General features: G+C 37.0%; 29 protein-coding genes. 21 read left to right on the top strand and 8 right to left on the bottom strand.

The features are described from left to right. Positions 1-9: 9 nt before the first annotated feature. Positions 10-1,491, top strand: a complete 1,482-nt coding sequence (gene gltD / locus O7776_RS15435) for a glutamate synthase small subunit (protein WP_274307853.1) — start codon at positions 10-12, stop codon at positions 1,489-1,491. Positions 1,492-1,579: 88 nt separating this feature from the next. On the opposite strand, the gene O7776_RS15430 is transcribed toward gltD, so the two are convergent. After that, the gene (locus O7776_RS15430) at positions 1,580-2,116 is read right to left on the bottom strand and encodes a DUF1572 domain-containing protein (RefSeq protein ID WP_274307852.1); all 537 of its coding nucleotides are present in this window, start codon (positions 2,114-2,116) and stop codon (positions 1,580-1,582) included. 516 nt (positions 2,117-2,632) lie between these two features. On the opposite strand from O7776_RS15430, the gene sufC reads away from it, so the two are divergent. The 6 genes from sufC (at position 2,633) to O7776_RS15400 (ending at position 8,214) form a co-directional block, all read left to right on the top strand. Beyond that, positions 2,633-3,415, top strand: coding sequence for a Fe-S cluster assembly ATPase SufC (gene sufC, locus O7776_RS15425; RefSeq protein WP_274307851.1), 783 nt, complete (start codon positions 2,633-2,635; stop codon positions 3,413-3,415). An 18-nt stretch (positions 3,416-3,433) separates the two neighbouring features. Beyond that, positions 3,434-4,741 carry a Fe-S cluster assembly protein SufD gene (sufD, locus tag O7776_RS15420; RefSeq protein ID WP_274307850.1) on the top strand — a complete coding sequence of 436 codons (1,308 nt, stop codon included), beginning with the start codon at positions 3,434-3,436 and terminating at the stop codon, positions 4,739-4,741. Then, positions 4,741-5,970, top strand: a complete 1,230-nt coding sequence (locus tag O7776_RS15415) for a cysteine desulfurase (RefSeq protein ID WP_274307849.1) — start codon at positions 4,741-4,743, stop codon at positions 5,968-5,970. The genes sufD and O7776_RS15415 overlap by 1 nt, the downstream gene beginning before the upstream one ends. Continuing rightward, entirely contained in the window at positions 5,960-6,400 is a 441-nt protein-coding gene (sufU, locus tag O7776_RS15410; protein WP_241370173.1) for a Fe-S cluster assembly sulfur transfer protein SufU, read from the top strand. The genes O7776_RS15415 and sufU overlap by 11 nt, the downstream gene beginning before the upstream one ends. Positions 6,401-6,475: 75 nt before the next feature. Next, positions 6,476-7,873 (top strand): Fe-S cluster assembly protein SufB, encoded by a 1,398-nt coding sequence (sufB, locus tag O7776_RS15405; protein WP_274307848.1) that lies wholly within the window; start codon positions 6,476-6,478, stop codon positions 7,871-7,873. 197 nt (positions 7,874-8,070) lie between these two features. Further along, positions 8,071-8,214 carry a hypothetical protein gene (locus tag O7776_RS15400; protein WP_274307846.1) on the top strand — a complete coding sequence of 48 codons (144 nt, stop codon included), beginning with the start codon at positions 8,071-8,073 and terminating at the stop codon, positions 8,212-8,214. Between the two features lie 115 nt (positions 8,215-8,329). Here O7776_RS15400 and O7776_RS15395 read toward each other — a convergent pair whose 3' ends face one another. Further along, on the bottom strand, positions 8,330-8,647 hold the full coding sequence (locus O7776_RS15395) for a thioredoxin family protein (protein WP_274307845.1): 318 nt from the start codon (positions 8,645-8,647) through the stop codon (positions 8,330-8,332). Between the two features lie 108 nt (positions 8,648-8,755). Here O7776_RS15395 and O7776_RS15390 point away from each other — a divergent pair, with 108 nt between their 5' ends. The 6 genes from O7776_RS15390 to O7776_RS15365 all read left to right on the top strand — a co-directional run bounded on the left by O7776_RS15390 (position 8,756) and on the right by O7776_RS15365 (position 14,434). After that, a complete protein-coding gene (locus tag O7776_RS15390) occupies positions 8,756-9,607 on the top strand; it encodes a DUF72 domain-containing protein (protein WP_274307844.1) in 852 nt (283 codons plus the stop codon). A 33-nt stretch (positions 9,608-9,640) separates the two neighbouring features. Next, positions 9,641-11,014 (top strand): bifunctional metallophosphatase/5'-nucleotidase, encoded by a 1,374-nt coding sequence (locus O7776_RS15385; RefSeq protein WP_274307843.1) that lies wholly within the window; start codon positions 9,641-9,643, stop codon positions 11,012-11,014. Positions 11,015-11,090: 76 nt separating this feature from the next. After that, a complete protein-coding gene (locus tag O7776_RS15380; RefSeq protein WP_274307842.1) occupies positions 11,091-12,194 on the top strand; it encodes an HD-GYP domain-containing protein in 1,104 nt (367 codons plus the stop codon). Between the two features lie 65 nt (positions 12,195-12,259). Continuing rightward, a complete protein-coding gene (yunB, locus tag O7776_RS15375) occupies positions 12,260-13,006 on the top strand; it encodes a sporulation protein YunB (protein WP_274310525.1) in 747 nt (248 codons plus the stop codon). 113 nt (positions 13,007-13,119) lie between these two features. After that, on the top strand, positions 13,120-14,031 hold the full coding sequence (gene lipA, locus O7776_RS15370; RefSeq protein WP_274307841.1) for a lipoyl synthase: 912 nt from the start codon (positions 13,120-13,122) through the stop codon (positions 14,029-14,031). A gap of 64 nt (positions 14,032-14,095) precedes the next feature. Beyond that, positions 14,096-14,434, top strand: coding sequence for a YutD family protein (locus O7776_RS15365; RefSeq protein WP_274307840.1), 339 nt, complete (start codon positions 14,096-14,098; stop codon positions 14,432-14,434). Positions 14,435-14,666: 232 nt separating this feature from the next. Here the strand turns inward: O7776_RS15365 and O7776_RS15360 are convergent, their stop codons facing one another. Next, positions 14,667-14,933, bottom strand: coding sequence for a DUF3055 domain-containing protein (locus tag O7776_RS15360; RefSeq protein WP_241370182.1), 267 nt, complete (start codon positions 14,931-14,933; stop codon positions 14,667-14,669). Positions 14,934-15,024: 91 nt separating this feature from the next. Between O7776_RS15360 and O7776_RS15355 the strand changes: the two genes are divergently transcribed. Together O7776_RS15355 and O7776_RS15350 are read left to right on the top strand one after the other, a co-directional pair. Beyond that, positions 15,025-15,474: a DUF86 domain-containing protein gene (locus tag O7776_RS15355; RefSeq protein ID WP_274307839.1), complete on the top strand. Its 450-nt coding sequence runs from the start codon at positions 15,025-15,027 to the stop codon at positions 15,472-15,474. Between the two features lies 1 nt (position 15,475). Further along, entirely contained in the window at positions 15,476-16,237 is a 762-nt protein-coding gene (locus tag O7776_RS15350; RefSeq protein ID WP_274307838.1) for a TIGR01457 family HAD-type hydrolase, read from the top strand. 18 nt (positions 16,238-16,255) lie between these two features. Here the strand turns inward: O7776_RS15350 and O7776_RS15345 are convergent, their stop codons facing one another. Continuing rightward, positions 16,256-16,492 (bottom strand): YuzB family protein, encoded by a 237-nt coding sequence (locus tag O7776_RS15345; protein ID WP_274307837.1) that lies wholly within the window; start codon positions 16,490-16,492, stop codon positions 16,256-16,258. A gap of 291 nt (positions 16,493-16,783) precedes the next feature. Between O7776_RS15345 and O7776_RS15340 the strand changes: the two genes are divergently transcribed. Next, the gene (locus O7776_RS15340) at positions 16,784-17,851 is read left to right on the top strand and encodes an NAD(P)/FAD-dependent oxidoreductase (protein ID WP_274307836.1); all 1,068 of its coding nucleotides are present in this window, start codon (positions 16,784-16,786) and stop codon (positions 17,849-17,851) included. A gap of 40 nt (positions 17,852-17,891) precedes the next feature. On the opposite strand, the gene O7776_RS15335 is transcribed toward O7776_RS15340, so the two are convergent. Beyond that, the gene (locus O7776_RS15335) at positions 17,892-18,224 is read right to left on the bottom strand and encodes a YuzD family protein (protein ID WP_274307835.1); all 333 of its coding nucleotides are present in this window, start codon (positions 18,222-18,224) and stop codon (positions 17,892-17,894) included. An 84-nt stretch (positions 18,225-18,308) separates the two neighbouring features. Here O7776_RS15335 and O7776_RS15330 point away from each other — a divergent pair, with 84 nt between their 5' ends. Then, positions 18,309-18,545, top strand: coding sequence for a NifU family protein (locus O7776_RS15330; protein ID WP_408641623.1), 237 nt, complete (start codon positions 18,309-18,311; stop codon positions 18,543-18,545). A gap of 38 nt (positions 18,546-18,583) precedes the next feature. On the opposite strand, the gene O7776_RS15325 is transcribed toward O7776_RS15330, so the two are convergent. Next, entirely contained in the window at positions 18,584-19,276 is a 693-nt protein-coding gene (locus tag O7776_RS15325) for a DUF2225 domain-containing protein (protein ID WP_274307834.1), read from the bottom strand. Between the two features lie 296 nt (positions 19,277-19,572). Between O7776_RS15325 and O7776_RS15320 the strand changes: the two genes are divergently transcribed. Then, positions 19,573-19,947 carry a HesB/IscA family protein gene (locus tag O7776_RS15320; protein ID WP_241370189.1) on the top strand — a complete coding sequence of 125 codons (375 nt, stop codon included), beginning with the start codon at positions 19,573-19,575 and terminating at the stop codon, positions 19,945-19,947. A gap of 411 nt (positions 19,948-20,358) precedes the next feature. Here the strand turns inward: O7776_RS15320 and O7776_RS15315 are convergent, their stop codons facing one another. Continuing rightward, positions 20,359-21,333: an arsenic resistance protein gene (locus O7776_RS15315; RefSeq protein WP_274307833.1), complete on the bottom strand. Its 975-nt coding sequence runs from the start codon at positions 21,331-21,333 to the stop codon at positions 20,359-20,361. 347 nt (positions 21,334-21,680) lie between these two features. On the opposite strand from O7776_RS15315, the gene O7776_RS15310 reads away from it, so the two are divergent. The 3 genes from O7776_RS15310 to O7776_RS15300 all read left to right on the top strand — a co-directional run bounded on the left by O7776_RS15310 (position 21,681) and on the right by O7776_RS15300 (position 23,929). Further along, entirely contained in the window at positions 21,681-22,886 is a 1,206-nt protein-coding gene (locus tag O7776_RS15310) for an EAL-associated domain-containing protein (protein WP_274307832.1), read from the top strand. A 74-nt stretch (positions 22,887-22,960) separates the two neighbouring features. Beyond that, positions 22,961-23,461, top strand: coding sequence for an NUDIX domain-containing protein (locus O7776_RS15305; protein ID WP_274307831.1), 501 nt, complete (start codon positions 22,961-22,963; stop codon positions 23,459-23,461). A gap of 141 nt (positions 23,462-23,602) precedes the next feature. Continuing rightward, the gene (locus O7776_RS15300; protein ID WP_241370194.1) at positions 23,603-23,929 is read left to right on the top strand and encodes a YuiB family protein; all 327 of its coding nucleotides are present in this window, start codon (positions 23,603-23,605) and stop codon (positions 23,927-23,929) included. A 174-nt stretch (positions 23,930-24,103) separates the two neighbouring features. Here O7776_RS15300 and O7776_RS15295 read toward each other — a convergent pair whose 3' ends face one another. Continuing rightward, entirely contained in the window at positions 24,104-24,580 is a 477-nt protein-coding gene (locus O7776_RS15295; RefSeq protein WP_274307830.1) for a divergent PAP2 family protein, read from the bottom strand. Between the last annotated feature and the right edge of the window lie 224 nt (positions 24,581-24,804).

Here is a 24,804-nt window from a genome sequence, read left to right as displayed (position 1 = left end):
GGTTCTAGCATGGGGAAATCAACAGGATTTATGGAATTTAAGCGTGAGAAGGTTCAGGAAAACGTACCACTAGAGCGTATTTCGAGCTGGAATGAATATACGAGCAAGCTTACAGACGAAAAATTAAAAACACAAGGTGCACGCTGCATGGATTGTGGCACTCCATTTTGCCATATGGGGATTGAAATTCGTGGTACGGCAGCAGGTTGTCCGATTAACAACGTCATCCCAGAGTGGAATGATTTAGTATACAAAGGGCAATGGAAAGAAGCATTGAAGCGTCTGCATATGACGAATAACTTTCCAGAATTTACAGGGCGCGTATGTCCAGCGCCATGTGAAGGTTCTTGTACGCTAGCGATTACTGACCCAGCTGTTGCGATTAAATCCATTGAACGTACGATTATTGACAAAGGATTTGAAAATGGATGGGTAACACCACGCATACCACAAATTCGCTCAGGTTACAAAATAGCGGTTGTTGGTTCGGGTCCAGCAGGTTTGGCGGCGGCAGATCAGTTAAACCAAATGGGGCATTCTGTTACAGTTTTCGAACGTTCAGACCGCTTTGGTGGCTTATTAATGTATGGGATTCCCAACATGAAGCTTGAAAAAGAAGCCGTTGAACGCCGGGTGAATTTATTATCATTAGAAGGTATTCAATTCATCGCTAATACAGAAGTCGGTAACGATATTACAAAAGAACAATTACAACAACAGTATGACGCGGTTATTTTATGTACCGGTGCACAAAAGCAACGTACACTGCATATGGAAGGTAGCGACGCGGGTAATATTCATTTAGCAATGGAATATTTAACTGATGTGACAAAAAGTTTACTAGATTCTAATTTTGAAGATAAAAAAGCTTTAAATGTGGAAGGCAAAGATGTGATTGTCATTGGTGGTGGAGATACGGGTGCAGACTGCGTAGCAACAGCACTTCGTCAAAATTGCCGTTCGGTGTACCAGTTTGGTAAACATCCGCAACAAGCCACAACACGTACAGAGGATACAATGTGGCCAAAAGACCCGAATATTTACACATTAGATTACGCATATGCTGAGGCTAATGCAAAATTCGGTCGCGATCCACGCGAGTACTGCATTCAAACGACTAAAATTGTAAAGGATGCGCATGGCAACGTTAAAGAGCTCCACACAATTCAAATGGAAAAAATCTTAGGTGAAGATGGTTTTCATTACTTCAAAGAGTTACCGGGCACAGAAAAAGTATGGCCGGCACAGCATGTATTCGTAGCCATTGGTTTTGAAGGCGCTGAGAAAGAAACGCCTAAGCATTTTGGAGTGGAATTAACAAACAACCGAATTCGCGCTTCTATTAAAGATTACGAGACGAGTGTACCCAGTGTATTTGCAGCAGGCGATGCACGTCGTGGTCAAAGCTTAGTTGTCTGGGCGATTAAAGAAGGTCGCGCCGTTGCAGCGAGCGTTCATTATTATTTGCAAGAGCAAGCGAAGAAATATTAATTTTAGTGTAGAGTAAAAAAATTTATATTTAAAAGGGGACTCTTTTATATGGAGTACCCCTATTTTGCTCGGTTTAGAAATAAGACTATTATTCCTTATGTTTATTCTGCATATATTCTAAGAATTCTTCTGATTGACCTTTTGGGATACTAAGACTTTTCCAATCCTTATCCTTTAATTGCTTTCCAATATATACAATCTGCCCTACATGATAAGCGTAATGAGCCATTTGTCTTTCTATTGCATCAATTACCGTATGGCTTTCGCTACGAATGTAAATATTCTTTAATAAATCCTGTTCTCCTAGATCACTTAATGTTTTAAAAAGTATATTCCAACCTTTTTCCCAAATTACAATTAATTCTTGCTTTGATAATATAGTGTTCTCAAATTCTTGATCCCTATTCCTATAAGGTTTTTCTCCATCTGAAGTTAAAAAATCAGACCACCTAGATATCATATTTCCACTTAAATGTTTTATAATAACTGCTATACTATTCGATTCTTCATTTAAGTACCAATGGATATTGTTTTCTGACAATTGATTTATTGTCTTATCTCCAAGCTCTTTAACACTTTTAAATCTATCTAGGACAACTTTCAAATACTCATTTCCGAAATTCATTAGTATTCCCCCTGTTACTTAGTTATTAATTAGACCTTCACCAAGTTATCGACCTTATTATTAATTCTGCAATCATTGTTAATATCCTTTAACATTCATAAACCCTCGTTTAATACTTCTTCCCAATGTTTAAGTAATAGCATAAATATTTAATCAATAATTTCAAAAACATTACTACAACTAGGAAAGACTATTTGCTAATTTATGAAAAGGTTGTTTCTAGCCTTTCGGACATGATCATTTAGTTATTGCAGTCAATGACAATTTAATGAATTCAATTAAATAAGTGAAATTGATTCTCAATTATAAGTTCACTATTGAAAATGAAAATTTTTAAAGTACTACTATTTTAATAGTAGAAACAACTTAAATAAAAGTGTTGATAAAAAGAAATAAAGATTTTTTAATTAAAATCATTCTAAACTATTTGCAACCAACATTCATTTCGGGTAAGATTGTCTATGAAATTAATTTAGCATGCATGTGTCATGCAAATGAACATTTGGAGGTAATTTAATGACAACTTTAGAAATTAAAGATCTTCACGTTGAAATCGACGGAAAAGAGATTTTAAAAGGTTTAAACCTAACAATTAACACAAATGAAGTACACGCGATCATGGGTCCTAACGGTACTGGTAAATCAACGTTAGCTTCAGCAATTATGGGTCACCCTAAATATGAAGTAACGCAAGGTGAAGTTTTAATCGATGGCGAAAACGTATTAGAAATGGAAGTAGATGAGCGTGCAAAAGCTGGTTTATTCTTAGCGATGCAATACCCATCTGAAATCGCTGGTGTTACAAACGCTGACTTCTTACGTTCTGCTATTAACGCACGTCGTGAAGAAGGTGATGAAATTTCATTAATGAAATTCATCCGTGAATTAGACAAAACAATGGAATTCTTAGAAATGCCAGAAGAAATGGCTCAACGTTACTTAAACGAAGGCTTCTCTGGTGGTGAGAAAAAACGTAACGAAATTTTACAAATGATGATGATTAAACCAATGTTTGGTATTTTAGATGAAATCGACTCTGGTTTAGATATCGACGCATTAAAAGTAGTATCTAAAGGGATTAACGAAATGCGCGGCGAAGGTTTCGGCTGCTTAATGATCACGCACTATCAACGTCTACTTAACTACATCACACCAGACCATGTTCACGTAATGATGCAAGGTAAAGTTGTGAAATCTGGTGGCGCTGAATTAGCTCAACGTTTAGAAGCAGAAGGTTACGAATGGATTAAACAAGAGCTAGGTATCGAAAATACGGACGCGGTAACAGAAGAAGTATAATTAAGGAGGACGACGAAGATGACGGTTGTAACAAAATTAGCGTTATCAGCAGAAGAAGTACGCTCGTTCTCAACAACAAATAATGAGCCAGCAGCATTTGCTGATTTCCGTGTGGCTGCTATTGAAAAAGCGGCTTCACTTGAATTACCAAAGCCAGACAGAACAAATATTTCAAAGTGGAACTTCATTGATTGCCCTGCACACACTGTAGAAAGCACACCATTCGCCTCTTTAGACGAAGTGCCTGCAGAAGTAAAAGCAATCATTGATGCTGATACGCAAGAAAACTTATATATTCAACGCAACAATACACCAGCATTTATAAAAGTTTCAGAAGAACTTACGAATAAAGGTGTTATTTTCACGGATATTCAAACTGCTATTCGCGATCATGCCGATTTAGTAGAAAAGTATTTCATGACAACTGCTGTAAAAGTGGACGAGCATAAATTAACGGCTTATCATGCAGCATTAGTAAACGGTGGTATTTTCGTGTATGTTCCTCGTAACGTAGTAATTGAAGCACCACTACAAGTTGTTTTCTTAAACGACAACCCAGAAGCTTCTTTATTCAACCACGTATTAGTGGTAGCAGAAGAATCTTCAGCAGTAACTTATGTAGAAACATATATTTCTACATTTGAAGAAGCAAAGGGTCAAGTGAATGTTGTAACGGAAGTAATTGCAAAAGATAATGCGCAAGTTACATTCGGTGCAGTAGATAACTTAGCTCAAGGCTTTACTGCATACGTTAATCGTCGTGGTCACGCGCTTCGCGATGCAAAAATTGACTGGGCATTAGGCTTAATGACAAACTCAGATACAATTTATGAAAATACAACAAACTTAATTGGCGATAACTCTACTTCAGACTTCAAGATGGTAACAGTAGGTAGCGGCAATCAAAAATTAAACTTTACAACATTAATCCGTCAATGGGGTAAAAATTCAGACGGTCAAATATTAAAACACGGTGTTATGAAAGACGCCGCACAATCTATCTTTAATGGTATTGGTCATATCATGCATGGCGGTACAAAAGCAAATGCAGAGCAAGAGTCTCGTGTATTAATGCTTTCTGAACAAGCGCGTGGTGACGCCAACCCAATTCTTTTAATTGATGAAGACGATGTAACAGCAGGACACGCAGCATCTGTTGGACGTGTTGACCCAACTCAACTGTACTATTTAATGAGCCGTGGTATCTCAAAAGCAGAAGCAGAGCGCCTTGTAATTCATGGATTCCTTGCGCCAGTTGTTACGAACCTTCCAATCGAAGGTGTTAAAAAACAGCTGACGGAGGTTATCGAAAGGAAAGTTCGATAATGATACCAAAAGAGATTAAAAGCTATTTTCCGATTCTAAATCAGGAAATCAATGGACATCCGTTAGTTTATTTAGATAGTGCAGCAACATCTCAAAAGCCAATTCAAGTAATTGAAGCGTTATCAAATTACTATAATCTAGATAATTCCAATGTTCACCGTGGTGTGCATACACTTGGGAACCGTGCAACAGATTCCTATGAAGGTGCACGTGAAAAAGTTCGTAAGTTTATTAATGCTAGCTCTACGCAAGAAATCATTTTTACGCGTGGTACAACAACTGCATTAAATACAGTAGCTTCAGGCTATGGCCGTCAAAATATTGTGGAAGGTGATGAAATTGTCATTACGTACATGGAACATCACTCGAACATTATTCCATGGCAACAGCTTGCAAAGGAAAAAGGCGCTGTACTGAAATACATTGATCTTGAAGCAGATGGTACACTTTCATTAGAAAAGGTACGTGCGACAATTACGCCAAAAACGAAAATCGTATCTGTGATGTATGTTTCAAACGTATTAGGTACAATAAATCCAATCAAAGAAATCGCAAAAATTGCCCATGAAAATGGTGCAATCATGGTAGCGGACTGCGCACAAGCAGCACCACACATGAAAATCGATGTTCAAGATTTAGATGTAGATTTTGCGGCTCTTTCTGGGCATAAAATGTGTGCTCCTACTGGAATTGGTGTACTATATGGTAAAAAAGCGCTTCTTGAAAACATGGAACCGGTAGAATTCGGTGGAGAAATGATTGATTTTGTAGGTTTACAAGAATCAACATGGAAAGAGTTACCGTGGAAGTTTGAAGGCGGTACACCAATCATTGCAGGTGCAATTGGTTTAGGTGCAGCTATCGACTTTTTAGAAGAAATCGGCTTAGACAATATCGCAGCACATGAGCACCATTTAGCGGGCTATGCGATGGACAACTTGTCATCGATTGAAGGCTTAACGATTTTCGGACCACGTGACCCGATGCAACGTTGCGGACTTGTAACATTCAATTTAGACGATGTGCATCCACATGATGTCGCAACGGTTTTAGATATGAGTGGAATTGCTGTTCGTGCCGGACACCACTGTGCTCAACCATTAATGAAATGGCTTCAAGTAACAGCAACTGCGCGCGCAAGCTTCTACATGTATAATGACGAAGCAGATATTGACGCATTAGTAGCTGGATTGCGCTCAGCGAAGGAGTATTTTGGCGATGTCTTTTAATAACTTAGATCAACTATACCGTTCCGTAATTATGGATCACTATAAAAACCCTCGTAATAAAGGGTCTTTAGATGAAAATACAGTAACAATTGATATGAACAACCCGACTTGTGGTGACCGTATCCATTTAACATTAAAGCTAAACGATGGCATCGTAGAAGACGCGAAATTTGACGGTGAAGGCTGTTCGATTTCAATGTCTTCTGCATCTATGATGACACAAATCGTTAAAGGTAAAAAACTAGACGAAGCTTTAGAACTAGCGGAGATTTTTTCGAAAATGATGTTAGGTGAAGACTTTGACGACGAAAAATACGATCTTGGTGATGTAGAGGCACTGCAAGGTGTTGCGAAATTTCCAGCTCGTATTAAATGCGCAACATTGGCTTGGAAAGCAATGGAAAAAGGCGTAAACAACGAAATGAAATAATGTATGTGAAGGGGAATGCCCGAAAAGTAATTTTTGGACAGCCCCACTTCTCAATTGATGAACGGAGGAGACAACATGGCTAAAAAAATGCCTGAAATCGGCGATTACAAATATGGCTTCCATGACAAGGACGTATCGATTTTCCGTTCTGAGCGTGGATTAACAGAAGAAATCGTTCGTGAAATTTCCAATATGAAAGAAGAGCCACAGTGGATGCTTGACTACCGCTTAAAAGCTCTAAACAAATTCTATGAAATGCCAATGCCTCAATGGGGTGGCGACCTTTCAGCTTTAAACTTCGATGAAATTACGTACTACGTAAAGCCATCTGAAGCAACACAACGTTCTTGGGATGAAGTACCTGAAGAAATCAAAACAACTTTTGATAAATTAGGTATTCCTGAAGCAGAGCAAAAATATCTTGCAGGTGTATCTGCTCAGTACGAATCTGAAGTAGTTTACCACAACATGAAGCAAGATTTAGAAGATATGGGGATTGTATTTAAAGATACTGACTCAGCGTTAAAAGAAAACGAAGAAATCTTCAAAAAGCACTGGGGTACAGTAATCCCATACACTGACAACAAATTCGCAGCATTAAACTCAGCGGTTTGGTCTGGTGGTTCATTCATCTACATGCCAAAAGGTGTTAAATTAGATACGCCGTTGCAAGCATACTTCCGTATTAACTCGGAAAACATGGGGCAATTCGAGCGTACGCTTATTATCGTAGACGAAGATGCTTCTGTACACTACGTAGAAGGCTGTACAGCACCAGTTTACACAACAAACTCTCTACACTCAGCTGTAGTAGAAATCATTGTTAAGAAAAATGCATATTGCCGTTACACAACAATCCAAAACTGGGCAAACAACGTGTACAACCTAGTTACAAAGCGTACTGTAGTTGAAGAAAACGGTACAATGGAATGGATCGACGGCAACATCGGTTCTAAATTAACAATGAAATACCCAGCTTGTATTCTTAAAGGAGAAGGCGCACGTGGTATGACTTTATCAATCGCTTTAGCTGGTAAAGGTCAACATCAACATGCGGGTGCGAAAATGATTCACTTAGCACCGAATACATCTTCTACAATCGTTTCGAAGTCGATTGCGAAACAAGGCGGTAAAGTAACTTACTTAGGTCAAGTGAAATTCGGTAAAAACGCAACAGGTGCACGTGCAAACATCGAATGTGACACTTTAATTATGGATAACCAGTCTACTTCAGACACAATTCCATATAACGAAATTTTAAACGATAATGTATCTTTAGAGCACGAAGCAAAAGTTTCAAAAGTATCTGAAGAGCAATTATTCTACTTAATGTCTCGTGGTATTTCTGAAGAAGAAGCGACAGAAATGATTGTAATGGGCTTCATCGAGCCATTCACGAAAGAATTACCAATGGAATATGCAGTAGAAATGAACCGTCTGATCAAGTTCGAAATGGAAGGTTCTATCGGATAATTCAATTTTTCAAACACTTGCTGTTTTATGCAGCAAGTGTTTTTTTATAAGTTCGAGAACAATTATGTTGAAATCGTGAAGAAATGACGATGAAAAAAAGGAAAAGTAACAATAAATCAAAGGGAATCATTTACAATATCTGAATTAGATGGAATAATGGATAGTATATATTAAGTACATAAAAGGAGCGGTTTTTTGTGGAAAATTTATTTTGGCCAATAACATTAGGCGTACCAGCTGCTGTATTAGTAGTAGCGGTTGTAATTATCTTTTGGGCATTAGGACAAAAGAAGAGCGGCAAACTTTCGAAAAACGAAGAGCATGAGGGTATCATTAAATAATGAAAAATGCTTCAAACGCACATTAAGCGTTTGAAGCATTTTTTTGATAGGAAAGTAATGTAACCCCTATAAGTAAGGACATCGACTCGTACCATTTAAGCGTGAGTAATGTTTTTTACTTTAACCCTGTGATAAAACTTTCAATTTCTTCTTGTGATTTACGGTCTTTGCTTACGAAGCGACCAAGCTCTGTATCATTTTCATAAGCAACGAAGCTTGGAATCCCAATGACATTTAGCTCAATGCAAAGGTCAATAAATTGATCGCGGTCTACTTTGACAAAATGAAAGTCTGAATATTTTTCTACCACTTCGGGCATAAATGGATCGATAAATCGGCAATCCGGACACCAATTTGCTGTAAACTCGAAAATAACCGGCTTTGCACCAACTTTAAATTGTTCAAATTCGCTTAATGTTTGTAAAATATGCATAAAATCATTCTCCTTTTATCTACTAGTATGATTGGAATTTATATGTTTTGCAATGAATTCGTAAAGAGAATAAAAGTTGTAGTACAATCAAGATAAGAGGTGAACGGGATGATTGCAATCGGATTAACAGGTTGGGGCGATCACCCCGACGTTTATAGTTCAGTGACAGCTGCAAAAGATAAATTATTTGATTATAGCGGACATTTTCCGGTAGTGGAATTGGATACATCGTTTTATGCGATTCCCTCTGTTGAAAATGTAGAGAAGTGGTGTAAAGATACACCGGATACATTTCAGTTCGTAGTAAAGGCATATCAAGGTATGACGGGGCATTTACGAGATGAATTGCCATTTGAAACACGTAATGATATGTTCAATGCGTTTCGTATGTGTGCAGATACTTTCCAAAAGCATGGAAAGCTCGCGATGGTACTCGTACAATTTCCGCCGTGGTTTGATTGCCAGACAAAAAATGTTAATTATATTCAATATATCAAGCAGCAGTTAGCCAGTTACCCAGTGGCAATTGAATTTCGTAACCAAACTTGGTATAGCGAACAAATGAAAGACAAAACATTGGCTTTTCTAAAGAACAATGATTATATACATTGCGTTTGTGATGAACCACAATCTGGTACTGGTTCAGTACCTTTTGTGCCAATTGCTACGCATGAAAAAGTACTTGTTCGGATTCATGGACGCAATGTACATGGTTGGCGTAATATTGGACATGGAGAAAACTGGCGTAAAGTGCGTTTTTTATATGATTATAATGAACAAGAACTACAGCAACTAAGTGAACAAGTACACTTTTTAAATAAGCAGGCAAAGCAAGTGTTTGTACTGTTTAATAACAATTCTGGTGGTCATGCTGCGAAAAATGCCAAACGGATGCAACAAATTTTGCAACTCGAATTTGAAAATTTAGCGCCAAAACAGCTAGGCTTATTTGGTGATTAAACATCTTTTGTTGTAAATAAAAAATCGAATGAGGTGGCAGTTTTGCGAGAAAAAATTCATTTTTTCCATACAAATGATTTACATAGTCATTTTACGTATTGGAAACGTAGTCAGTATTTTATTGAAGCAACACGAAAAATGCTCGCAGAACAAGGAGAGACGAGCTTTTTAGTCGATTTAGGAGATCATCTAGATCGCTCGAATTTGTATACAGAGGCCACTCTTGGGCAAGGCAACATAAAAATGTTGAATGATGCCCACTATGATGTCGTAACATTAGGCAATAATGAAGGCATAACGTTGGCACATGATGAGCTGTATCATCTTTATGACGATGCCCAATTTGAGGTTGTTATTGGCAATTTGTTTTCAGCTCAACAGAATAATCCACAGTGGATGAAGCCATATACGATTTTGACAACACAATATGGAACGAAAATCGCGGTTTTAGCTGCGACAGCACCGTTTGAAGTATTTTATAAGGAACTTGGCTGGGAAGTGACTACGCCTCGAGCTGAAATAATTAAATGGGCATACGCTTTAAAAAATGAGGTAGATATGATTATTTGCCTATCACATTTAGGCATTACGGAAGACGAGCTACTTGCGCAAGAATGTCCTATTATTGATGTTATATTTGGTTCGCATACACATCATGTATTTGAGAATGGACGTATTGAAAACGGTGTACTGCTAACAGGTGGCGGGAAATTTGGGCAATTTACGGGTCATTTAGAATTGGAATTTAATCATGTGACAAAAAAATTAGAGGAAAAATCAGATCATCTCTATGAAAATGCATTATTACCCGAAGCATCAGATGAAACGGAATGGTTACTAGATATACAGCAGCAGGCCAAGCAAATGTTAGAGCAACCTGTATTTTATGCAGCAAAATTCTATAATAAAGAATGGTTCCATCGTTCGCAGTTATCGGATTTATTTGCTGAGTGTATGTATGAATATACAAATGCAGATTGTGTCATGTTTAATGCAGGTATATTCGTTGAATCATTAAAAAAGGGCTATGTTTCCAAATATGATATTCACAAAATTTTACCTCATCCGATAAATGTATGTGTAGTGCATATTACAGGTGCGGAGTTAAAGGAAATTTTTGTTCAATCAGAAAATAAGGATTGGCCACGACTTGAACTGAAGGGACTTGGTTTTAGAGGTGTTATTTTCGGTAAAATGCTGAATTACGGAATAACGATGAATCATGAACGCGAACTATTCATTAATGGTGTACCTGTTAAAGCAGAGCAAGAATACCGTTTAGCAACATTGGATTTATTTACATTTGGTTTCTTCTTCCCAAGTTTTAAGTATGCAAAGAAAGAGTATTTTTTACCGCAATTTTTACGTGATATATTTATAGAATATTGTGTGAAGGAATTTGCCTGAATAATAAATATACCTTTTCACCGAATATTTATAATTATATAATATACGTAATTTTAGAATGGAGAACAAATAAGAAATGCGATTAATCTCGATCAATGTTTTGAAGGAAGGTATGGTAGTCGGTAGAACTATCTGGAATGAGGCGGGACACCCACTATTACATAAAGACGTTATCGTAACTAACCGAATTGTTGAGCGATTACGTGAGTTGAGAATTCAATATTTATATATTGATGATATGATTTCGACAGGGATAGAAATCGAAGAAACGGTGTCTCCTACCAAAAGAATCGAAGCAGTAAAGAATATGACAAAAGCTTTTACGGAAGTGAAACGAGCAAAAGCATCCCAAGCTTCTTATGTATTAGATCAACAGTCAAAAGTACTAGGCTTAATTGTGGATGATATATTGAATTCGATCATGAATAGTAGCGAAGTATTAATGGTTTTAACAGATGCGTATTTATATGATGAATATATTTACCAGCACTCGTTTCAAGTAACGATGTATTCCATAGCGATTGCCAAAGAGTTAGGCTATTCTTATGAAGATGTTCGGCTAATCGGTATTGGTGCATTGTTACATGATGTTGGGAAGCTCTTAATTCCATCTGAAATATTAATGAAGCCCGGTAAATTAACGGATGAAGAATATGAAGAAATGAAGCAACATGCACGTTTTGGCTTTGACATATTACGCAATTTGCATTCAGTGTCATTACTTGTTGCGCATTGTGCGTTCCAGCATCATGAGCGAATTGATGGTAGTGGTTATCCACGAGGTATAGTTGATTTTGAAATTCATCCTTTTGCAAAGGTGATTGCAGTTGCAGATGTATTTGATGCTTTAACATCAAACCGTGTATACCGTAAAAAAATGCTACCGATAGATGCGATTGCCATCATTATGGAAGGGCGAGCGAAGTTGTTTGATGCACGCGTAGTAGATGCCTTTTTACGTAGCGTAGTTCATTATGCAAATGGTTCAATTGTGTTATTAAGTGATGGACGACGAGGCATTATTTCGAAACAAAATATAGTCGATGTAACACGTCCATGGGTACGTATTTTTGAAGAAGACGATAAGCTATTAGATGCTACATACGAAATTTGTCTGAGTGACCATCCAGTATTACATATTGAAAAAATCGAAGTGGACTATGTTGTCCCAGTCGAATAACCTATTCCTCTTTCTCATATTTTGTGAGAAGGAGGATTTTTTTGCGTTTTCGTAAAAGAACAGGGATGCGTTTTAGGACAAAAAAGCGCAATAGTAAAAATATAATAACGCTTATTTTAGTTAGTTTAGTGCTCTCGGTTGTAATCAGTATTTATACTATTAATGGGCGTTTGATGCCAATCTATAAAGAGTATGCTGAAGTACAAACGAATAAAGTGGCTTCATATGTTGTGAGTAAGGCGATTAACTCACGTACCTCTAGTGTGCTGGATGTCAATGAGATTATTGTCAATTTACCTACGCAATCACAGGATATGATTACGACAAAATTTAATACCGAGATTATTAATCAAGTGCGCGCGGAAACACAAACATTAGTAAAAGAATATTTAGAGCAGGCAGAAAGTGGGGATTTATCACATTTGCCAAATTTAGAAAATGTCGAATACGATGTCGGAAAAATGGAGGCAGGTGATGGTATCGTATTTTTTGTGCCACTTGGTCAGGCACTAAATATTCCTATCATCGGTAACCTCGGTCCAAAAATCCCGATTCGTTTTCATATTATTGGTAATGTACATAGCGATGTTCAATCAAGTATAAGGGAGTTTGGTATTAACAACGCAATTGTCGAAGTAAATTTATTGATTGAAGTAAACGTGAAAATTATTATTCCATTTGCGAGTCATTCTGCTTCGGTTGAACAAAAAATCCCAATAGCAATTGGCTTAGTCCAAGGTACTGTTCCACATATTTACAGTGCAGGAGAAGGTACTCAACCATCAATCGAAGTACCAATTCCGTATGATTAAGCTCGATTTTAACTAGTCAAAATAATAACAATAGTTAGTTGTTGGCAAACGCTATCTATGGTACATTGACAACAGCAGTATCTTAGTAGTAGTTGAGTGAAAGGAAGAAAACAATGACATCTTGTAAACCAACTAGTCCAACAGAGGAGCGTTTACGCAAACCCGAGTGGCTAAAAATTAAGCTAAATACAAATGATGAGTATAAAGCGTTAAAGAAGCTAATGCGTGAAAAAAATTTACACACTGTCTGTGAAGAAGCTCGCTGTCCCAATATTCACGAATGCTGGGGAGAACGCCGTACCGCAACGATGATGATTTTAGGTTCGGTATGTACACGTGCATGTCGCTTTTGTGCGGTAAAAACGGGCCTTCCGAATGAGCTTGATCTAGCAGAGCCAGAACGTGTAGCAGATTCAGTACAATTAATGAACTTAAAGCATGTTGTAATTACAATGGTAGCCCGTGATGACCTAAAAGATGGTGGCGCAGAAGTACTTGCTGAAACAGTGCGCGCGATTCGTCGTAAAAGCCCATTAACATCTATTGAAGTTTTACCGTCTGACTTAGGGGGGCGTGAAGAAAATTTACGCATGTTAATGGATGCAAAGCCTGATATTTTAAACCACAATATTGAAACGGTACGTAGCTTGACACCGCGTGTACGTGCAAAAGCGACATATGATCGTTCACTAGAGTTTTTACGACGTGCGAAGGAAATGGAACCATCAATCCCAACGAAATCTTCATTGATGATTGGTTTAGGTGAAACACTGGAAGAAATTTATGAAGTAATGGACGACTTACGTGCAAATAACGTCGACATTATGACAATTGGCCAATACTTACAGCCAACGAAAAAGCATTTACCAGTGAAGAAATATTATTCACCGTTAGAATTTGGCAAGCTTCGTAAAATTGCGATGGAAAAAGGTTTTAGTCATTGTGAAGCTGGACCACTCGTACGTAGTAGCTACCATGCTGATGAACAAGTAAATGCTGCTACAAAACATCAACTAGAAATTTAACGGTCGATATTGCTTTCAGCTGAAATGTTATATAACATGGAACGTATGATAGGTGGTGTCTAATTTGATTATTGTAGAAGGTTATACGTATGAAATTATTGAAGATGTGCGAGAGGGCTTCCAAGAAGAAGCGTTTACAGCACGGTATTCTGATATTTTATCGAAGTACGATTATATCGTAGGGGACTGGGGTTATGGTCAGCTACGTTTAAAAGGATTTTTTGACGACAAAAATCAAAAATCTACATTTGATACGAAAATTAGCACGGTGCAAGATTATTTATATGAGTATTGTAATTTTGGCTGTGCGTATTTTATCGTACAAAAAACAGGTCGCGCACCAGAAATTGTAGCAGTGGAAGCTACAGAGGAAGCGCCAGTAGAAGAAACAACGGTTGAATAACATATCCAATAACATAAAAACGAGGAAGCATGCAATATGCCTCCTCGTTTTTTCTTTGTTACTATAATTTATTGCATTGTGGATAGCTTTTACAAAAATTCGCCTTCCGTCTAGGCTAAAGCGCAAGTCCCTCGCATCATTAGATCCCTCCTGCAAAAGTGGTGGAGCGTTTACTTTTGCGTCGGATCCTCCAATGACTCTCAGGGCTAAACAGGCGATTTAGCGCTTTTGTTCAGCTTAATAACTCTCTTAAGTAATCACGTAAATCCTCTGTTTCTACTTCAGTACGGTTGTAGGCGTGTTCTAAGTATCCTGGTTCTTCGACATCATCTGCGCCGATAATAGCAAAGCGGCCAAATTGAATGTCTAGTACAAGTACTTTGCCAAAGAATCGGCTACTTTGTAAAATAGCTAAATCGTAGCGCTGTGTTTTTCCTGCGAAACTCACAAAGCGCGTTTTTGTATCTTCTACATCATCATATAAGAAAAATCGTTCCATTTTGTTTTGTACCCCTTCCATATCTAAAGAATATGGTACTATATATTAGAAAACACTATCAACTTTTATTAATTGAATGGAGGCTTTATCTATGTATTTCGTAGATAGAAATAAAATTACTAACAACTTAGCACATTTAGACGAATTGATTGCCATTTTTGAAGGCACAGACAACTGGTTAGCCGACGATATTCATAAATTAGCCTTACAACGTATTGGTCATAACGTTATGGAAGCAATGATGGATGTAGGGAACTTAGTAATCGATGGCTTCATTATGCGTGACCCTGGTAGCTATGAAGATATTATTGATATTTTCGTCGATGAAAAAGTCATCACAACAGAAATGGATGCACCGTTAAAAGAAATCGTTGGCTTACGTAAAATGATCGTGCGCGAATTTATTGCAGTAGATAATGACGAAATTTTAGCTGTATTAACAAAAAACCTACCGACAATGAAACAATACTCAGGCAAAGTACAAGATTATTTAACAAATGAGTTAGGACCAGTATCTGCATTTTTACCAGAGGATAAATAATATGCACTATAAAGCGTATTGTTTTGATTTAGATGGCACGATTTATCGCGGTAAAGCTGGGATTGATTCGGCTATTCAGTTTGTACATCAATTACAAGCGCAAGGAATTGAGCCGTTTTATTTAACGAATAACTCATCAAAAACACGTGAAACCTTACAGCAAATGCTACATGGAATAGGCATTACTGCACCGCTTGAGCATATTTATTCGAGCTCGCTTGCTACAGCAAAGTATGTAGCAAAAATGAGTAAGGATAAGCGTGTCAATGTTATTGGAGAGCAGGGGATTCGTACAGCACTTCTTCAAGAAGGGCTCATCATTACTGAAGAGCAAGCGGAAATTTTAGTAATGGGAATTGACCGCCAAATGACGTATGAAAAGCTTGCTAAGGCAAGTGTATATGTGCAAAATGGTGCGGTATTAGTCGGAACAAATGGCGATATTAAATTTCCAAATGAAGATAGTTTTGTACCAGGCAATGGTTCGTTTGTTCAATTAATTGCGAATGTTGCTGGGGTGACACCGATTTTTGTTGGTAAGCCCTCACCTTTGATGTTACAAATTATGGCGGATGATCACGGCTTTGATAAGTGTCAGATGGTCATGGTTGGTGATAATTATGACACGGACATTTTATGTGGCATTAATTTTGGCTGTGATACAATTCATGTGAATACAGGTGTAACACCAACAGCTATCGTCAAACAACAAGCACAATTGCCAACGTATTGCGTTGAAAATTTATTAGAACTGATTAAATAAAAAATCCGATGTGGAAGTTTACCACATCGGATTTTCTTCAATATATTGATAAATCGCCTTTGTCAATTCTTCTGGCGTATCTGCTTCCACCACTTCACCATTTACTACCGCATAAAAGCCTCGCGCACATTTTGTACAATAGCTCATGCAGCCGTATTCAAGCACATCAATTTCAGGATCTTTTTCAAGCTCCTCATATGTTTTTTGTGCACCGTTTGCTAAATTCGTAATACAAAACTCAACCATGTTAAACATCTTGTCACCCCGCTACTTTCACATGCTACTTTGTTTTTTTATTGGCGTCAAATGCTACGTACTTGCATAGGTTACTATAAAATTAATCAGATTTCTTTATGTGAATTTTTTCACAAAACCTATTATAATATATTGTGAATGTTATCACAAACGGTTATAATGAATATGGAAAGTTTGTGAACAATGGAGCTCTTCATTTTGTAAATAGTGAACATATTACTAAGTGAAGGTAGGACCTCTTCGAAACATAGGAAGTTCAATTGATTAATTAGAGATATGAGGGAAAATGCTATGCAAAAATTAGTTTTATTAGGTGGCGGTTATGGGAATATGCGTATTTTACTACGTCTATTACCGAGCTTACCGGCAGATGTAGAAATTATACTAGTAGACCGTACACCATTCCACAGCTTAAAAACGGAATTCTACGCACTTGCAGCAGGTACATCAACAGATAAAGAAATTCGTGTTGATTTTCCTGAACATGATCGATTAAAACGCGTTTATGGTGAAATTGTTCGAATCGATCGAGAAGACAAAAAAGTTTACTTAGAAGATGGGCAAGAAGTAGATTACGATCAACTTGTAATAGGTTTAGGCTGTGTTGATAAATATCACGGTGTTCCAGGTGCAGATGAATTCACATACAGCATTCAAACGATTGCAAAGGCTCGTTCTACATTCGAAAAAGTATGTGGTTTAGCACCAGGTGCAACGGTAGCCATTATCGGTGCAGGTCTTTCGGGTATTGAACTTGCGAGTGAATTACGTGAAAGTCGCGCGGATTTAAAAATTAAATTATTTGACCGTTCTCAACGTATTTTACGTGACTTCCCAGAGAAGTTAAGTGAGTACATTAAAAGTTGGTTCGAGAAAAACAACGTGGAAGTAATCGCAAATTCGAATATTACATGTGTTGAAGAAGGTCGTTTACACAATCATGAAGAAATTATCGAAGCAGATGTTATAGTATGGACTGCTGGAGTTCAACCGGTAAAAATCGTTCGTGAATTAGATGTAGAAAAAGATAAATTTAACCGTCCAATTATCACAGATCATTATCATGTCATTGGTGACGAAGATGTTTATGTAGTAGGGGATTCGGCTTCTTCACACTTACCTCCAACAGCACAATTAGCAGAAGAGCAAGCAGAGCGTATTGCAAAAGTGCTAAAAATGCGTTGGAAAGGTGAAGAATTACCTGAAAAACTATCTGAAATCAAAATGAAGGGCTTCATGGGTTCTTTAGGTAAAAAACAAGGTTTCGTCCACTTAGCAGATACAACCGTAACAGGTCGTATTGCACGCCTTATGAAATCTGGTTTACTTTGGTACTATAAAAGACAAAACGAAAATTAAAAAAATGTCCAGCCAAGGATTTCTTGCGCTGGACATTTTTTTATTCTTCTACAGGAACAAAGCCTGCGTTTTCAAGTGCAGTGAATACTGGCTTAATTTGTACGTAGCCTTCACCAACAACTTCATCATTAATCAAAACAAGTGGGTAGAAAAATTCATCTTCTTGAATACGATTGGCGTAATCTTGATCGCGTTCATTCTCAATTACACCTTCGATATCGATATAGCGGATTGAAAATACTTGGTTTGGATATTTGCGCGTTATTGCGGCTTGTAGCCATTCGTATGTATCCTTAGATGATGGTGCATTGACGCAGCTTGCGCACATAATATCTGCACCGTAAATTTCAATAATTGGTTTTTTAGTAGACATAGATTTTCAAACCTTTCGTTATTCATTAATGGATTTTTTTACTTCTTCACATTATAATAACTTTAGTGAAGGGAGTCGAGCAAAATGACAGAAACAGAACAATATCAACAAGTACAAGAAGTTTTAGATAAATTACGTCCATTCCTATTACGTGATGGCGGTGACTGTGAATTAGTAGACATTGAAGATGGTATCGTAAAATTACGTTTACTAGGTGCATGCGGTAGCTGTCCAAGTTCTACAATCACGTTAAAAGCTGGTATCGAACGTGCTTTATTAGAAGAAGTGCCAGGCATTATTGAAGTAGAGCAAGTATTCTAATATAACGGGGAAAGGCAGGAGAATAGCTCTCCTGCCTTTTAATGTGCAACTTGTTCACGGGCAGCGCGCACAAGTTCCCATTGTTCTTTTGCCATATCTACTAATTTGGCCTCACCACCAACACGTTGGTTCTCAATAACGCGTGAGAAGAAGCGTGTTGCGTTTTCATAGTCTTCTAAACGTCGTGATAATTCCGCAACCATATACATTACGCGTACATCAGACATTTGCGTACTTGAATAGTCACCATTAGAAAAGCTTTCCATATAGTGGTCACGCGCAATTTTTAAGAAACGTATCTCTTGGTTATAATTATTTAATGAACGGTACAGCCATGCTAACCGCAGTGCTAAGCCCGAGGTAATAACATATTTTTCTTTTTTAATCGTTGCACATAAAAAAGCTAGTTTGAAAGCTTGAATTGCATCAAATACCGTACGCTCAGTTTTGAAGCTATGAGGAATCCATTTCTCGCAAATTTGCGTATTTAAATGCTCTTTTACACCAGGTGCAAAATATTTATTGAAATCTTCGGTAAATGAAAACCCACAGTGTTGGCATACAAATACATTATAGTATAAAGCGTTTACATGCTGATCTGCATAGATAGGTTGAAAGTCGGATTCGGTATGTTCAATTTTTATTGATTTTGTACGAACTTTTAATGACGTGAAGCTTTTTTTGCAGTGCATACATTCTATACTTTTTTCATAAAATGGAGAAATTTCCATGTGATCATACCTCTCTGCTAAAATATTAAGTATATTATATCAATAATTTCATTAAAGTAGTAACTAATTATTAGAAATATTATGAAGATATTAGTACAATGTTCCCTTTAATTGCTTGTTTTATATAGTCTTATTTTCTTTTTGAGGATGAAAACGTAATAATTTTTCAAGATAATCCTCATAGAAAACACATCATTTCCTGCTAATTGCGAAAAATATGTTTTTCTAACAGGCAGTTTTGTTGTCAGAAGGGAAATACAATTGATATGATAACTGTATAAAGGAAGGTGACTGGAATGGCGATTGAAAAACAGGTAGTAATTTTAACAGAAGCAGCCTCATTTCAAGTCAAAGAAATGATGGCTCATAACGAAGAGGAACATGCAAGCTTACGTGTCGCAGTAAAAGGCGGCGGTTGTAGTGGTTTATCATATGGGATGGCTTTTGATAATGATGTAAACGAAGATGATTTTACAGATAATCAGTTCGGCATTCGCATTTTAGTTTCTAAGGATGATGCCGGCATTTTACAAGGTACAAAAATTGATTTTAAACAATCACTTATGGGCGGTGGATTTACCATCGATAATCCGAACGCATTAGCTTCATGTGGCTGTGGCACGAGCTTTAAAGCCGCTGCACGTCCAGCTGAACCGCAAAGTTGTGAGTGATTCAGTTTTTGGTAAATGTTAACCGAGGTTTTTAAATAACGGTAAGAATGGATGCGTACACAATCCCAATTATATGTATTTTGGGGTGTAGATACCGAGCCTTTTTGATTTGTATGTTGCGAAAGCAAAACGAGTCAAGGAGGCTTTTTTGTATGGTTTAAAGAAAAAACGAACAGCTATCGGAAAAATGGCGATGGACAAGGAGTAGCTATAGAATAAATTTGAGCAAGCTAGGGGCGGTGGGGTTGACTGTTACCAAAGGGATAGGTGAGTGTGTCTAATCAGTTCCTACTTTGAATAATCTTATAACAACAAACTTAGCACTTTTTAGACGCGTTTAACGAGCCTGTAGTACCTATAACGAAAAAACTTGCAAATATGGGATTCTATCATAAATGCAAGTCCTTTTCTTTAATTATCAGAATCCTTAAGTATTAGTTTAGGAATTACCTTGATATAGATTAATTCCCCTAATAATTCCACAATGGTTTGTGTAACGATTACAGCTGACGCTAACGTTGCCATAGGCTCAGGTAAAGCTAATGCTAAAGGTAGAACTACTAGGGAGTTCCTTGTTCCTGTACTAAAGATTAATGCTCTTCCTGCCCCTTTATCTAAATTGAACGCATGCGCAATAAAATGAGATACAAATGGTGTAATGATTAAAAACAAGATATAAATCGGAATTACACGCACGATTATCTCGAAATCACTGTATACCTTACCAATTTGCGAAGCCACTACTACAATTAATACTAAAGCCATAAACGGAACGGGCAGCCACGTAGTAATATCTAGTACCTTCTCACCTATTGTTTTCTTTTTAGCCCATAATTGAGTAATGACAGCCAATATTAGAGGTGCGACTATTAGTAATAAAAAAGCCTCTAAGAATGGCTCTAAATGAACAACTTCTACCATCTCTTCACCTATAAATAGCCATAGATAGAATGGAAGTAATATCATTTGTACTACAAACAAAATAGGTGTCGAAGCTAACATTAATTTCTCGTTTCCCTTCCCAAGCTGAGTAAAGACTATTACGTAGTCAATACATGGAGTTAGTAAGACCAAACAAACTCCTAATAATATTGGTGAAGGTTGAGGAAATATTGTTATTAAGAACCAAACGATAATGGGGACTGCAATAAAATTCCCCAATAGTAATGCACCCATAAATTTGAGATTTGAAATTGCCTCACGTAGTTTTAAAAATGGAATTTGAGCAAACATTCCATACATGAGAATAGCTATGAAAGGTGAAATAGTCCAATCTAAGCTAGTTCCTAAAGTTTCATCTGATAGACCTATTATTCCTCCGAAAATTAATGAAAAAACATAAATCCAAATTTGATGATTCTCTATCTTTTCCTTTGTAATATTCACGTCATAATCCTCCCTATCTTAGGATGCTTCTTTCAAGGATGATAAATGTTCTAATTCTTGTTTAAGGATTCAGAGAAGTCTTTCGTAAGTATAATATGGCAATAGCACTTCATTAAGTTGGTCTGGGTACAATTGAATCAGCAATATGCACAATCCACTCTGTGATTTACAATCCATCATAAATAAATGAAAGCCTTTAGCATTGCAAAAAAATTGCAAAAGGCTTTTTTGTACGAATATTTCAAACTTTCCTTAGTATATTACTATAATTTAACGTATCTCTTTGTATTATCTAAATTTTTGAATTATGATAGTGGTACACCTTACGAGTGAAGGAGGCTTTTACATTGAGTGTTTTAGAAATGTTAGATAAGCTTGATCAAATTGAAATCTTATATGAACCAATATATAGTGCTGATGGTCATCGCGTCGTTGCGTATGAGGTTATCGGGCAAGTAGATAGTGAAAGTGGCATAATTAATATTGAGCAAATTACATACGAACAAGACGTGCCAGCAGATATACGTGCCGAAATTGAACAGTTATTTGTACGTAAGTCCCTTCAATCCGTTGCACACTTGATTTCAGATGTCGGGCTTTATATTCCATGTAATCCGAATTTATTAGTGTTAGATTACGGTGAAAGCTATTTTACGATGTTGAAGGAGCTTATAGATGAGCAAAACTTACCTCAAATTACGCTTGTTATGACTGAGCATAAATATACAGGTGAAATTGATCAGTTACACCATTTAATTCGTTATATCAAAACATATGGTGTGAAAATTGCACTTTCAGATGTCGGCTCACAAACACAGTTAGAAAACTTACTAATGGTAGAACCGGCTGTCCTAAAAATAAATGTCGGGCAGTTGAATTATAATTTATGGGGCTCACAAAACCATGCATTTGCGACAATCCGCGCACTTGCGGTGAAAATGGGCACATTGTTACTCATCGAACATATCGAAACGGTGTACCAATTACAGCACGGGTGGAAAAATGGTGCACGTTTTTTTAAAGGTCCTTATTTACAATTACCAGACAAACAATTTAACTCACGTGATTCGCTAAAAGAACGTTTCCGTAGCGAATGTGAGCAGTTTATTTCAACGGAAAAAAAACAACTCCTTCATAAATATGAGGAAATGAAGCGTTTAGAAAAAATGATTTGTACTATCGTTGAGCAAGTGAACCCATCAGGCTCGCAACAAAATAAGCTGATACAACTAGCAAATGCTCTCCAAAATTGTGCATTCCGAATTTATATTTGTGATAATAATGGATTCCAGACGAGCCCGAATATTCGCTGGAAGGAAGGCAAGTGGGAAATTCAAGAAGCAGCACAAGGGAAAAATTGGAGTTGGCGACCGTATTTTCTATTAAATATTATTAAATTGGCGAAGGACCATAAAGGTGATTTGTCGTCTGTTTATAGTGATATTGAAACAGGTGAATTAACGCGCACCTATTCAATGGCACTAGCAAACGGAGAATTCTTATTCATTGATATTGCTTATGATTATTTATATGAGCATAATATTGTAAATTGATGTAGCGAAAATTATTGGAAAAAGATATGTGAAGGTAACGCTTTGCATGTTTTATCATATACGGGGGATTAATAATGGTAAAAAAGGATCGTGGGAAAGTTTGGTTAGGGGTAGCATCCATTGTTGAAAATGCAAACGGTGAGTGGCTGCTTGTAAAAAAGACTTATGGGGGACTTAAGGGGATTTGGTCATTGCCAGCGGGTTTTGTTCAAGGAGCTGAAACGGTAACGAAAGCAGCGATGCGTGAAGTATTAGAAGAAACAGGTGTTATGTGTAAAGTTGTTGGTTTAGTTGGTTTTCGCTCAGGTGTGATATTAAATGATATTAGTGATAATATGGCGATTTTTTATTGTCGACTGGTCGATGAATTGGCACCATTTATATTACAAGAGCGAGAAATTCAAGAAGCCTGCTGGATGTCACCAAGTGATATTGTCATGCATGAATTATCGTCAGTGATGTTAAAAGAAATGGCACAGGAGCATGTTGCGCGCCATATGCACCCCATTATAGAGGACATTAACCCAGGCGATGATTTTGGCTATAATGAATATCATTTATATTTCAAGAAATAACCCTTACAAAATGATAAAAATCACGTACAATATGAATGAATTTTGACAATTTCGTTCTTAATTTCATTATTTTGGATGTACAATTGAAAGCATAACCCCAATCATGTAAAATTATGAGAGATTATTGGGGGTATACATAACATGAATGACGTTTCGTTAGTACAATTAATTATTTCGGTTGTGTTATTTTTTGTCATGTTTTTCGGAATTGGATTTTTATTAAACATGTTATTACGCATGACGTGGTTAATGGCCGTACTTTATCCGATTGTTGTTGTATTTATTATTGATGAGGTGAGCTTTTTAGATTATATTTTCAAGCCGGGAACAGCTTTTCCAGCTTTAGTCGATAAAGCTCAAGCGTTGCATTTAGTAGATATATTAATTTTAACTGGTGGTTTTGGTGGTGCGATTGTAGCGGGCTTTGTCATGATTGCGCTTCGAAAAGCTGGCTATCGAATGTTTTAACCTCTTACAGCAGGTGTTCAAACACCCGCTGTAAGAAGTAAAAGCCTCCGGTGGATGTCATGGATTCGACTTTCCGCGAGCGCAAAGCCGAATCCAGACACAATTAAGCCAAGGCGTAATTGAATTTAGATGAAAAAACACGCTTACAATTATAGTGTAGGCGTGTTTTTTACTTTACATCATAAGTGCATACCATGTAAATGACAGTACTATTCCCGAAAGTCCACCGATAAGTACCTCGCTTTTTTTGTGGCCTAATAATGTTTTTAAGTCTTGAATTTTTTCCTGTTCATTCATTTCTGGCCAACGTTTGATCTCTCTGAAAAATAATTGTAAGTCGTGGCGCAATTCATTTAGAACAGCAGCATGTTGACCTGCTTGAAAGCGTACGTGACTAGCATCGTACATAACAATACCAGCAAGCATCGCCGCTACCGCAAATGTAGGGGAGCCAAAGCCTGTTTCAATTCCTATGGCAGATGCGATGCTTGTTACAGCTGCAGAATGTGAACTTGGCATCCCCCCTGTAGAAGTAAGTAAGCTCCAATCTATTTTCTTTGTCATAATAAAGTTAATGGGAATTTTTAATATTTGTGCAAAAAGAATCGCGCAGACACCTAGCCATAATGGCGTATTTTGTAACAGCTCCATTATTCCCACCCACTTTCTTGTAATTGCTAATATTATAGCATTAAAGGTAACATTTCTTTACATACGAATATTTGTGTCAGAGCATTGAATCGGTGAAAAATATAGATTTAGTTTTCCTTTGAAAAAGATAACTCGAGTGAAAATAGCGTGTATTGTGTTTTATTATGCGGATTACACTGAAAAATATATACTTTCCGACCCATTAAAAATCTGAAAACTTAAGT

It is taken from the genome of Solibacillus daqui (assembly GCF_028747805.1).
Lineage (GTDB): Bacteria > Bacillota > Bacilli > Bacillales_A > Planococcaceae > Solibacillus > Solibacillus daqui.
The sequence above is the reverse complement of the archived record's forward strand: the minus strand, read 5'-3'. Positions and strand labels throughout refer to the sequence as shown.